This is a genomic window from Rhodococcus sp. (in: high G+C Gram-positive bacteria), assembly GCF_049286785.1.
GTDB lineage: Bacteria > Actinomycetota > Actinomycetes > Mycobacteriales > Mycobacteriaceae > Rhodococcus_F.
Genome location: NZ_JBAQEO010000741.1, coordinates 1 through 12,195 on the forward strand (window position 1 = coordinate 1; position 12,195 = coordinate 12,195).

Sequence of the window (12,195 nt, forward strand, 5' to 3'; positions counted from 1 at the left end):
TCCACGGTGGCGGTCGCGGCCGTAGTACTCCACTGCTGATCGCTGCTGAGATGCTTACGCCAACCGCGCGCGGTGCCGTCGGGACCCGCGGTCCAGGAGGTCTCCGGCGACCGCTCGATGTGCACCACGAACTTGCCGCTGCGGCCGCGGTACACCCGGAACCGTTCGACGCGGTCATTGGTCGAGTGACCCCACTCGACGAGAAGCACACCGACGAACCGCTGTCTGCGGCCCTTGCCTGGTCCGACGCGGACGGTGATCTCCTCGAAACCCTCGCGCTTGGCTTCCTCGATATCGACGAGTCGACGCAGCGCCTGGACGATCGCCGCCGAAAGGCTGCCTCCGGTGAGTTCCTGGGCCCGCTGAAAGAGCGGCAGGTCACCGTCGGACACGTAGATCGTCTTATTCGGCACGACCACATCGTAAACCCCGCCCCAGCCATACGCATACATATACGTATATACCCGAATGCGACAGGCCGCAAGCCTCCCAGTTAGGCCCACGCCGGTCATCGGCGGCCCAACGCGGCGTCGAGCGCACGTCCGTCCACTCCGCCCGTGCGACCACCCCGGCAAGATTGCCCTGCCGTCCGGGGGTCAGAACCAGTTTCATCTGTCGTCGGCATTCAGCCGATCCGGGACCTACACGCTGTCGAGATGCAACGAAGATGGACTGGACGCGCCACCGTATTTGGATAAAAGTCGGGTATGTCGGAGGCGTCCGTCAAAGTGCGTGCTTGCAAGCCGGTCGCTGGCCGGGTGTGTTCGACCTGTGGAGGATCAATGGAGACATCGGTGGCAACCTATGTGTCAGCGGCGCGCAGCTTTTCGGCGTTGGTTCATACGATCCCGGAGGAACGTTGGGACGGAACAGGTTTGGGTGAGTGGGATCTTCGATCGCTGGTCGGTCACGCGTCGCGCGCGTTGATGACGGTCGGGGTGTATCTGGACAGCTCGGCCGGGGCCGCAGACATCGCGAGCCCGGAACAGTACTACGCCCGTGTGAAGGCTTCGGCGTCAGCTGTCGACCCGGCCGAGGTGCTCGAACGCGGCCGCCAGGCCGGTGTCGATCTCGGTGCCGACCCCGCGGCGTCCGTCGACGCTCTGGTGAGGGTCGTGCTCGATCAGCTTGGTGCTGGTGAGGATCGTCTGATTCGCGTGATCGGAGACCTAGGAATACGGCTGCATTCCTATCTGCCCACCCGGACCTTCGAGCTTGCCGTCCACAGTCTCGACATTGCGGCTGCCGCGGACGTCCCCTTCGCACTTCCCGACGATGTCCTCGCTGAGACAACCGTGTTGGCGGCGCGAATCGCGGTGGCGATCGGAGACGGCGCGACCGTGCTGATGGCCTTAACCGGCCGGACGGCGCTACCAGCGTCCTATTCCATCGTGTGAGCACTGTGATCGCCCCCGATAACTGCGACCCCAGGCACGGCCTGGTCAATCAGGCGGCGCATCTCGCTAATCTTCACTGCAAGTCGACCGCCGGCGACTACCCCCGCGCCATGTCCACGAACTTGGACAGATGCAGCTGGTGCGCAACGGTGATGGTGGCTGTCGGACCGTTGCGGTGCTTGCCCAGGATCAGGTCGGCCTCGCCGCCGCGCGGGTCGTCGCGTTCGAACGCGTCGGGGCGGTGCAGCAGGATGACCATGTCCGCATCCTGCTCGAGCGAACCCGACTCGCGAAGGTCGGACACCATGGGCTTCTTGTCCGTTCGCTGCTCGGGTCCACGGTTGAGCTGGCAGATCGCGACCACTGGAACTTCGAGCTCTTTCGCCAAGAGCTTGAGGCTACGAGAGAATTCGGAGACCTCCTGTTGACGCGACTCGACCTTCTTACCCGAGCTCATCAGCTGCAGGTAGTCGATCACGATCAACTTGATGTCATGTTTCTGCTTGAGCCGCCGTGCTTTTGCACGGATCTCCATCATGGTGAGGTTGGGGGAGTCGTCGATGAAGAGCGGTGCCTCACTGATCTCACTCATACGCCGAGCCAGCTTGGTCCAGTCGTCATCGGTCATCTTGCCCGAGCGCATGTCACCGAGCTTGATCTTCGCCTCCGCCGACAGCAAACGCATCACGATCTCGGTCTTACTCATCTCGAGGGAGAAAATGACACTCGCCATGCCGTGCTTGACTGAGCATGAGCGCAAGAAGTCCATGCCCAGCGTGGAGTTGTGTGTCGGGATCATCGAGCGGCCCGCCAGATAGAGGTGGTCCGCGTTGTCGACCTCCACGCACCGCACGGGCACGCTCGCGACCTTGCGCACATGCACGATTCGACGTGAGCTCGACACCGCGGAACGGAGTTCCTTGTGACGCAGTGACTTCCGGTGAAGGAAGAACACATCGTCCTCGGTGCCGAAGGACACGCCATCACACGTGTGCTCGCAGCGGTATCCCAAGCCGATCACGAGCTCTTCGACGTCACGCAGCAACGCGCCATCGGCAGTCGCGAACTGAATCGAGCCGTCGTCGGCGATCGAGCCGGCAACGTCCAAGAGACCTGCCAACAGATTGCGACGCTGCGTCTCGGATCCGCGCAGGTACTCCTGCGGAATTCGCTTGGCTGCGAGATCGACAAGCGCATCCTGTGCGCGCATCAGGACCTCGGAAGCGAGCTCCTCGTCGGCGACCAGCGACACTCCGAACGCATATGCCGGGACGGACAGTCTCCTCGACGGCAACTGCAGCGCCGAGGCACTGGTCACGAAGTGCTGATCAGACAGCGAGACGGCGATCTGCGCGGTGGTGCGGACTGCGCTGAGCCCGGCGACCTCCGTCAACCACTGATGCTGCTCGTCGGCGACGAGGACGGAGCCGTCGGAGAATTCCACCTCGTAACAGGGGCGATCGATCATCACGTCGGTGGCGGCGACGACGCGCGTGCGCCTGCCGACTGCGTCGATCAGGTGATCACCCACCTGAACCTCGCCCATCGTGGTCCAGCCGGTGGGGGTGGGCAGAGGAGTGTCGAGCGCTAGCGCCTTACCCACACCAGGACGGGCCGCGACGATAATCATCTGACCGGGGTGCAGGCCGTTGGTGATTTCGTCGAGCTCGATGAAGCCGGTGGGCACGCCCAGGGAGATACCGCCTCGGCTGGCGATGGAGTCGATCTCGTCCATCGTGGGCTGCAGGAGTTCCTCGAGGGGAACGAAGTCCTCGCTGGTTCGGCGTTCTGTGACCTCGAAGATCTCGGCCTGCGCGCGGTCCACCACCTCGGCGACGTCCTGCCCGTCGGCGCCCCCGTAGCCGTACTGCACGATGCGGGTGCCGGCGTCGACCAGCCGTCGCAGGATGGCCTTTTCGGCCACGATCTCCGCGTAGTAGCCGGCGTTGGCGGCGGTGGGCACCGTCTGGGTCAGCGTCACCAGATAGGGCGCTCCACCGATACGGCGAAGCTCGCCGCGGCGATCCAGTTCCGCTGACACCGTGACCGGGTCGGCGGGCTCACCGCGGCTGTAGAGGTCCAGAATCGCGTCGTACACCGACTGGTGCGCGGGACGATAGAAGTCGCCCGCGCGAAGGACCTCGAGCACGTCCGCGATGGCGTCCTTGCTGAGCAGCATGCCGCCGAGCACCGACTGCTCCGCGGCCATGTCCTGAGGTGGCTGCCGACCGAACTCTTCGCCCGGTTCCGCATCCGGCGGACCCGGGTAGTCGGAACGGCCCCGATCGTCTACTACAGCCACTCGACCGACCTTTCCCCATCACTATGTGCCGCCCCGAGAACTAACAACCGGTGGAGCCCGGAACTCTTTGTACTCGCCCCCACCGACAACCTTCGCAGGCTCTTCTCGGCGGCCGGCGAACGTTGTCGGAGACACGCCGGGACGACGTTAGGGATTAGCTGGGCAGCGATCAAACCCGCTTGTGCACACACCTGGGGAGAGATTGTGGAAACTGCTGGGTAGCTTTGTTAACCCCATGGGGACAACCTGAGGATAAACGCATATCACATTCCCAAACACCCAGGTCAGTGCCGATTTTCCAATCGTCCCCACTGTGGATGAAAACATGTTCGGCGTGTCGTCGCGGTTGCGGTGTCGGGCGTGTTGAGTTCAATACCAAAGGGTGGCAATATGATTCCCCTCACACACCGCAGTGGCGGACGGCAAACTTCCGGTGACACCTGGAAGTGGGTGCCGTTTGTGCCTCACAGCCCCGCCCCACGACCCGACAGGCCGCGACAGAACTCCGATCCATCTCATGCACCCAACAAAGCACAGGCTCCCACGCACCGAGGCGCGCGGGAGCCTGTGTGACCGAACGAGTCGACTAGCTGGCGACGACGTTCAGGTGGAACTTCGCAACCACATCGGGGTGCAGGTTCACGACGATGGCATGCTTGCCGGTCGCCTTGATGTGAGCCTTCGGCAGATCCAGGCTGCGCTTGTCGACGACAGGACCACCGGCGGCCTTGAGGGCACCGGCGACATCAGCCACGGTGACCGAGCCGAACAGCTTGCCCGAACCACCGGCGGTCTTGACCGCCAGTGTCACGTTCTCGAGGCCCTCGATCGCAGCCTTGAGCTCCTTGGCGTGGTCGAGACCACGCACAGCGCGAGCTTCCTGCGCACGACGGATGCCCTCGACCTGCTTCTCGGCGCCGCGGGTGGCAATGATCGCCAGGCCGCGAGGCAGCAGGTAGTTGCGGCCGTAGCCGTCCTTGACCTCGACGGTGTCGCCAGGCGCACCGAGGTTGTCCACGTCAGCGGTGAGGATGAGCTTCATGTCTTTCCTCCCTTTCCTTAGCGAGCCACGGTGGCGTAAGGCAGCAGGGCCACCTCACGTGAGTTCTTGACGGCAATGGCAACGTCGCGCTGGTGCTGGACGCAGTTGCCGGTGACACGGCGCGCGCGGATCTTGCCGCGGTCGCTGACGTACTTACGCAGAAGCGTCGTGTCCTTGTAGTTGATCTGCGTGTTCTTCTCTTTACAGAAGATGCAGACCTTCTTCTTCATTACCTTGTCGCGCAAGGGCGGCTTCGGCATTAGTTCGCTCTTTTCTGGATGTTCCGATCAGGTACGGATCAGAACGGGGGTTCGTCGCTCCCACCACCAGCACCTCCGAAGGAGCCGGACGCCTGCGGCGCACTGCCCCACGGATCATCTCCGCCGGTGTTGGTGGATTGCGGACTTCCGCCGCCTGATCCGCCGGAGGAACCGAAGCCGCCTCCCCCGCCGCCACCACGGTTGGCCTTGTTGACCTTGGCCGTGGCGTACTTCAGCGAGGGGCCGATCTCGTCGACCTCGAGCTCGACGACAGTGCGCTTCTCACCCTCACGAGTTTCGTAGGAGCGCTGTTTGAGCCGGCCACTCACGATCACTCGTGAGCCGCGGGTCAAGCTCTCCGCGACGTTCTCCGCCGCCTCGCGCCAGATGTTGCAGCGCAGAAACAGCGCTTCGCCGTCTTTCCATTCATTGGTCTGACGGTCGAAGGTGCGGGGCGTGGACGCGACAGTGAAGTTCGCGACCGCGGCACCCGCGGGGGTGAATCGAAGCTCCGGATCAGCCGTCAAGTTTCCGATGACGGTGATGACGGTGTCGCCTGCCATGTGGTTCCTCCTGCAGAGTGTGGAGTTCGGTTGGCCCGAGCCTAGGGCTCACGACCGACAGATTCACTTGTTGTGGCGCAGAACCTTCGTACGCAGAACCGATTCGTTCAGACCGAGCTGACGATCGAGCTCCGCAACGGTGGCGGGAGTCGCGCTGATATCGATCACCGCGTAGATGCCTTCGCTGTGCTTCAGGATCTCGTAGGCGAGACGACGCTTTCCCCAGACATCGACCTTGTCGATCTTGCCGCCGTCCTTGCGAACAACATTGAGGAACGTATCCAGCGAAGGAGCGACAGTGCGCTCGTCCAGGCTGGGGTCAAGGATGACCATCAATTCGTAATGACGCATAAGACCTCATCACCTCCTATGGACTAGTGAAACGGCCACGGGCTGTCCGTGGCAGGAGGGTCGTTGCGTCAGCAACCTTCGTAGGGTACACGACGTGGCCCTGACCAGCGAAATCAGCCTATCCGATACGAGGGCGCACCCTCACGGTCCTTGTCTCGCTTCGCCCACCGGGCCCACCGCGCCCTAATGTGGATTCATGCGCATCGGAGTTCGGGGGCGGACGTCGATCACGGCGCTCGTCGTCGGGCTGTGCGGCCTGTCGATGGTGATCGGCTACCTGAACAAGGCGCGGTGTGCCGTCGCCCCGTTCGACGAACTCGGCCGCAGCACGATCTTCGACAAGATCAAGGACACCCAGGTCTGCTACTCCGATATCCAGTTGCTGTGGCTCGGCCGCGACATCGACCTGCATGTCTTTCCCTATGTGAGCGGCGGAATCACCGCGGACGGCACGTTGTCCGGCGGCACCGTCGAGTACCCGGTCCTGAGCGGACTCCTGATGTGGCTCGGCGGAATCGGCTCCCACACCGACGCCGAGTTCCTGCTCCATTCGGCGCTGATCCTGGCACCATTCGGTCTGCTGACGGCCTGGATGCTGGGACGACTCGCCGGGTGGTGGGCTCTGCTGTGGTCGGCCACACCGCCACTGATCCTCTATGCGTTCCACAACTGGGAACTGCCGGTGGTGGCCACCGGTGTGGCCGCGATCTTCGTCATGACGCTCGAGCGCATCCCGTTCCGTACCCGTGCGGTGATCGCCGCGGTGCTGCTCGCGATCGGTTTCTGTCTCAAGCTGTACCCGGGCGCTTTCGTCCTGCCACTACTTGTACTTGCCTACGTGCTTGCCCGTGATCACCGTGAAAGCGGGCGCTACGACGTACGCGGCGCCGTCGGGGTCGCGTCGGCCGCCATCGGCACCGTCGTCGCCGTGAACCTGCCGTTCGCACTGATTTCGTACGAGGGTTGGCGGGCGTCCTTCACATTCCAGCAGAACCGGCTGGCCGATATCACCACCAATTCCATCTGGTACTGGGGCCTGCGACCGTTGTTCGACCCGGCGGCCGCGAGCACTCCGGCCCCCGCCTTCGACCAGACCGTGGGCATCCTGTCGCCGCTGCTCGTCTGTGCGGCGTTCGCGCTGGCCCTGAAAATGGGCTGGCCGCGACTCCAGCGGGACGGTGCGGTCGGGTGGATCGCCGTCAGCGCCGCGATGCTGTGCGGATTCCTCCTGCTGCACAAGGTGCATTCACCCCAGTACACCCTATGGCTGATTCCGTTCTTCGTCCTGTTGCGGGTGCCGTGGGGCCTGGTGGCCGCATATCTGGTTTCCGACTTGGCGATCGGAATCGGCGTGTTCAAGTACTTCGGTGCGCTGGCCGTCGGCACGGATGCCCAGACGTACGAAATGTTGGTGAAGTTCGGGGTGTGGGGCCGGGCCGCGCTGCTCGTCGTGCTGTTCTTCGTGTTCCTCCGCGCATCCCTCCGTCGTCCGGCACTCCCCGACGGCGCCACACCCATCGACGGCGAGCGTGCCCCGATCATGGCTCCCGAGCCTGCGCGATAAGCGGACGGGTCCTGGCGCAACACCGCTTTGTTCTCGATGATCGACCACGACCGGCCCACCGCGGCCCCGTATCTCGAAGCCCGCATCTCGAAGCCCGCATCTCGAAGCCCGCGTCGCAGACGGCTGACCCGCCTCGGCAGCAACGCCGCAGCACCGTCGATTCTGCGGCAGCCCGCAACGTCTCCGCACGCACCGCCGACAGACAAAGTGGAGTTCAGTCACAGAAGTACCATTCGGCACCATCGGTTCACGGGACAACACCGGAATCGACTCGACGGTTGCCGGAACTTAGCCACGAGCGGATGTGACCGGAACCCGAAAGATGCTGTCATTCGCGGCATCTCAGTCACGTCTATACTCCACCTCGCCCACTGTCGTGGGCGGGACCACGGGGAGACACTGTATGACTCAACCGCACACCACCGATCACCAAGACACCTCGGCGGACTACCGCGGACCCCTGGCGCCGCCGCCTGCCCGTCATCTCCCGCTCGCGATACTCGCAACGATCACCTTCGTGCCGTTCGGCGTTCTCGCGCTCCTCCGCGCCCGCACCGTGAACCGGTTGTGGGAGCAGTCGGAGTACGACGCGTCGGTCCGAGCAGCCGCAGACGTCCGGCAATGGTCGGTCCGGAGCTTCGCCGTCGCCGTCGCGATCATCGTCGTGACCGGAACGGTACTACTCGTGACGCGGGCCTGACCCGACGGTCGAAATATGGCGCACCCGAGCGGTTTCTCCGATCTCCCGCGGGCGCAGCCAGCTCGGTAGCCACTTCGGCGGCGCGTCGGGCGCCTGGTCCAGGACACCGCCCGCAGGATCGTCGATGAACCCGAAACGCACGAGATCCTCGCCCGGCCGGTAGATCTGGCGAATGATCAACACGCAGATCGCGATAACGGCGACGTCCCGAACCACCACTGCGGCGGTGAACCACTGCTCGGGCAGGCCCTTGTTGGACACCCCCAGGTAATAGAACATCCGCGGCACCCACACCAAGGCGTCGACGGTCATCCACGCCAGAAGTATCCGCCGATGCGGGAAGGCCAGCACCGCCAGCGGCACGAGCCACAACGAATACTGTGGGCTCCACACCTTGTTGGTGAGCAGGAACCCGGCGACCAGCAGGAAGCACAACTGCATCAGCCGCGGACGACGCGGCGCGGTGAGCGCGATATACCCGATCCCGGCACAGACGGCGCCAAAGAGCAGGAACGACACCGTGTTCAGAATGGTGGGCGCCTGCCCGGGTGACACATAGCCGTCGAAGCCGGCCCATCCGGTGAACGACGAGACGACGTTGTAGAGGGAGTCCGGGTCTGCGCCACGCTCGGAGTTGAGTCGGAAGAACTCGGCCCACCCGCGCGGGAACAGCGCGACGATAGGCAAATTGACCACGATCCATGCGCCGACGGCGGCGAGCGCGGTCACGGCCCACTCCCGCACCTTGCCGGACCGCAGACAGAGCACCAGCAACGGCCCCAGCAGCAGAAGCGGATACAGCTTGGCCGCACCGCCGAGTCCGAGCAGGATGCCGGCGAGCACCGGACGCTTGCGCGACCAGGCCAGAAATCCGCCGGTGGCGAAAGCTGTTGCCAGGGGATCGAAGTTGGTGAAGGCGTGCACGATCACAAGAGGCGACGCCGCGACGAGAGCGGCATCCCAGATCCGCCGTCCGGCCAACAGCGCAGTGGCCCACACCGTCACCAGCCAGGCCAGCGCCAGACCGAACGCGACAACGTTGAAATAGATCGCGACCTGCAGGGCCCCGGGAAGCCAGGACACCGCATCCCACGACTTCGCGACCACCATCGAGCCGTACTGATACAGGCCCGAGAGAACCGGATACTCCATGTAGCGGCGCTGCATCACGCCGTTGCCGGCGTCTTCCTCCCACCACTTCTTGTAGGGGAAAGCGCCCTCGTTCAACCGTTCCGCGCCGTACAGCGGAACGGTGTCCGAGTAGCACATGGCCACGTACTGACGACTGCCACTCCAGTCGAGGCCCGGTGCACCGCTCTCCCCGAAGGGGGCCTGCTGAATACACGGGGCCTTCGCGAACCAGCCGAACGCGAGAAACACGATCGCCAGCAACAGGACGGCGCGCATCGGCGTGAAGAACCGGGCGCGCCCCACCACCGCGTGCCGTCCCACGGCGCCGCCGATCACCCGCGTGAGGTCGGCCACCAACGGGTCGGTGTGGCCCGGCATGTCCCGCCAGTCCGCGGAACGCCGATCCTCCGCGAGTGGAGCGGGCGAAACGACCGCCTCGTCCATGTCTCGGACGGCGTGCGCGTCAGGTTTCTCGGCCACTCCGCGAGGCTACCGGTCGCCGCTGACGTGCCGGAATCTACTGCCCGGCACGCTGCTGCGGGATGTTCTGGCCAGCTCCAGGCGAGGTGCCCCCACCCGCACCCGGCGAGACGGTTGTCTGTTGCTGTGGCACCGGCGCCTGGGTGGTCGGGCGCGGAGCCAGTCCCGGAATGGGAATGGTGATGCCGGGCAGGATCTCGACCGGACTCGGCGTCACGACCACAGGCGGAACGATTTCCGTCGGCAGCTGGAAGGTACGCGTCGGAGGCGTGGTCGTCTTGGGAGCCGGAGCGGAATACGTGGGCACACCCGACTGCCCACCGATGGCACCCGGCTTCGGGAACTTCTCGACGTCGGTGCCGTCGAGAGCGCCGTCCATCGTGTCCTTCCAGATGTCCGACGGCAGCCCCGAACCATAGATCATCCCGCCGTTGCTGTTTTTCAACGCCTGACCGTCCGTCGTGCCGACCCACACCGCCGTAGACAGCGACGGCGTGTAGCCCACCATCCAAGCGTCCTTGTTCTCGCCGGTGTCGCCGAGCTGCGCGGTACCCGTCTTGGCGGCCGACGGCCGGCCGCCCGCCAGGTTGTGGCCTCGCGAGTACGCGGCGATCGGCTCCATGGCCGCCGTCACATTGTCGGCGACATCCTTGTCGATGCGCTGCTCACCGGGGTCGGGGCCGCGATCGAGCAGAACCACGCCGTCCGCGCTCACCACCTTCTGCACGAAGTGCGGAGCGTGGTAGGTACCCGACGCCGCGAGAGTCGCATACGACGACGCCATGTCGAGCACCCGGGACTGGTACTGACCCAGCACGACGCCGTTGTTCGGACCACTGCCGTCCGGCTCGGTCAGCGACGGACCGACACCCGGGATCTCCTCGGGGATGCCCGCCTTGTGCGCCATCTCGGCAACAGCGAACGGGCCACCGTCGATCTCGAGCATCTGCCGGTAGAAGCTGGTGTTCAACGACCGCTTGAGGGCCTCGGCGATGGTGCAGGTGCCGCAGCCCTCCCCTTCCACGTTGCTGATCGTGATGCCGTTGACGGTAAGTTCCGAGCTGTCGTACATCTGCGACAACGGGATGCCCTGGTCGAGGGCGGCAGCGAGACCGAACACCTTGAACGAGGAACCGGTCTGCAGGCCCGCGTTCGCGAAGTCGTAGCCGCTGCCGTCCTCGCCGCCGTAGTAGGCACGCACGCCACCGGTGCGCGGATCGACCGACACCACACCGGTGCGCAGATCGCCCGGCTCGCCCTTCATGTTCGAGCGGACGGCTTCCACCGCGGCGGCCTGAGCCGCAGGGTCGATTGTGGTGGTGATCTGCAGGCCCTCCGTATTGAGCAGCTGCTCGCTGATCCCCGCCTCGCCGAGCTCGCGCAGGACCTGACTCTTGATCAGGCCCTCCGGACCATCGTCCTGATTACCGTTGTCCACCGCGGCAAGGGGAACGTAGGGCGGATACTGCATGCCCGACCGCGCCGACTGCTCGAGGGTGCCCGCCGTCACCATGCCGTCCAGCACATAGTTCCATCGCGCCTGGGCGCCTTCCGGGTTGTTCTCCGGGTCGAGCAGCGACGGCAGCTGGATGGACGACGCGAGGACCGCACCCTCCTCTGTGGTCAGCTGATCCACCGGCTTGTCGAAATACGCCTTCGCCGCGGCCGCGATGCCGTACGCACCCCGGCCGAAGTAGATGGTGTTGAGATACGCGGCCAGGATGTCGTCCTTCGCCCACTCGCGGGCCATCTTCGACGAGATGACCAGTTCCTTCATCTTTCGGGTCAGGGTCCGCTCCGAACCGACCATCGCCTTCTTCACGTACTGCTGCGTGATGGTGGAACCACCACCGGCGCTTTCCTTCCCCGTGACGTTGTCGCGGGCGGCGCGCGCGAAACCACCCACCGAGAAGCCGGGGTTCGAGTAGAAGTCGCGGTCCTCGGCGGCCAGCACCGCATTTCGCACGTGCACCGGAATCTGGTCGAGCGTCACCTCGGTGCGGTTACCTTCGGGCGGGACGACCTTGCTCAGCACCGACGTGCCGTCAGCGGCATAGATGGTCGCGACCTGGTTGGTCTTCAGGTCGCCGGGACGCGGGACTTCCTGGACCACGTAGGCAGCCATGAACAGCAGGATCGGGATGATCATGCCCAGCGCGACGCAGGCGTACGCCGCGCGGCGAACGATCTTCCACGGCGACTTGTTCGTGGCCGTCTTCTTGCCGCCCTTCGGCGGTTCGCCACCGCGTCCGCCGCCGGTCTTGCGACCGTTCGACGGCGGAGGTCCCGGCGGGCGCCCACCGGGGCCCGACTGGTTACGCGCCACCGGGGGAGCACCGGCAGGACGTCCGGGCGGGGGACCCGGACGACGCGGCGGGGGACCCGGAGGCCGGCCACCACCCTGC

Annotated in this window: 11 protein-coding genes; 3 read left to right on the top strand and 8 right to left on the bottom strand. The window is 65.0% G+C overall.

Features of this window, described 5'->3' with window-relative positions; genetic code table 11:
* Positions 1-413 (bottom strand): EXLDI protein (locus WAW17_RS26845; RefSeq protein WP_422335904.1); only part of this gene is annotated, 413 nt, incomplete at its 3' end.
* A 369-nt stretch (positions 414-782) separates the two neighbouring features.
* On the opposite strand from WAW17_RS26845, the gene WAW17_RS26850 reads away from it, so the two are divergent.
* Positions 783-1,397 carry a maleylpyruvate isomerase N-terminal domain-containing protein gene (locus WAW17_RS26850; protein ID WP_422335905.1) on the top strand — a complete coding sequence of 205 codons (615 nt, stop codon included), beginning with the start codon at positions 783-785 and terminating at the stop codon, positions 1,395-1,397.
* A 97-nt stretch (positions 1,398-1,494) separates the two neighbouring features.
* Here the strand turns inward: WAW17_RS26850 and dnaB are convergent, their stop codons facing one another.
* From dnaB to rpsF, 5 genes are all read right to left on the bottom strand, one after another.
* Positions 1,495-3,699, bottom strand: coding sequence for a replicative DNA helicase (dnaB, locus tag WAW17_RS26855; protein WP_422335906.1), 2,205 nt, complete (start codon positions 3,697-3,699; stop codon positions 1,495-1,497).
* Between the two features lie 586 nt (positions 3,700-4,285).
* Entirely contained in the window at positions 4,286-4,741 is a 456-nt protein-coding gene (gene rplI, locus WAW17_RS26860; protein WP_422335907.1) for a 50S ribosomal protein L9, read from the bottom strand.
* 17 nt (positions 4,742-4,758) lie between these two features.
* Positions 4,759-5,001, bottom strand: coding sequence for a 30S ribosomal protein S18 (rpsR, locus tag WAW17_RS26865; RefSeq protein ID WP_276136931.1), 243 nt, complete (start codon positions 4,999-5,001; stop codon positions 4,759-4,761).
* A gap of 38 nt (positions 5,002-5,039) precedes the next feature.
* Positions 5,040-5,564, bottom strand: a complete 525-nt coding sequence (locus tag WAW17_RS26870; RefSeq protein ID WP_422335908.1) for a single-stranded DNA-binding protein — start codon at positions 5,562-5,564, stop codon at positions 5,040-5,042.
* A gap of 63 nt (positions 5,565-5,627) precedes the next feature.
* A complete protein-coding gene (gene rpsF / locus WAW17_RS26875; RefSeq protein WP_422335909.1) occupies positions 5,628-5,915 on the bottom strand; it encodes a 30S ribosomal protein S6 in 288 nt (95 codons plus the stop codon).
* 196 nt (positions 5,916-6,111) lie between these two features.
* On the opposite strand from rpsF, the gene WAW17_RS26880 reads away from it, so the two are divergent.
* Both WAW17_RS26880 and WAW17_RS26885 read left to right on the top strand, forming a co-directional pair.
* Entirely contained in the window at positions 6,112-7,479 is a 1,368-nt protein-coding gene (locus WAW17_RS26880) for a glycosyltransferase family 87 protein (protein ID WP_422335910.1), read from the top strand.
* Positions 7,480-7,882: 403 nt separating this feature from the next.
* Positions 7,883-8,179 (top strand): CD225/dispanin family protein, encoded by a 297-nt coding sequence (locus WAW17_RS26885; protein WP_422335911.1) that lies wholly within the window; start codon positions 7,883-7,885, stop codon positions 8,177-8,179.
* On the opposite strand, the gene WAW17_RS26890 is transcribed toward WAW17_RS26885, so the two are convergent.
* A complete protein-coding gene (locus tag WAW17_RS26890; protein ID WP_422335912.1) occupies positions 8,159-9,790 on the bottom strand; it encodes a glycosyltransferase family 87 protein in 1,632 nt (543 codons plus the stop codon). The two genes, WAW17_RS26885 and WAW17_RS26890, sit on opposite strands and share 21 nt — an antisense overlap.
* A 37-nt stretch (positions 9,791-9,827) precedes the next feature.
* Positions 9,828-12,116, bottom strand: a complete 2,289-nt coding sequence (locus WAW17_RS26895; RefSeq protein ID WP_422335913.1) for a transglycosylase domain-containing protein — start codon at positions 12,114-12,116, stop codon at positions 9,828-9,830.
* Positions 12,117-12,195: the final 79 nt, after the last annotated feature.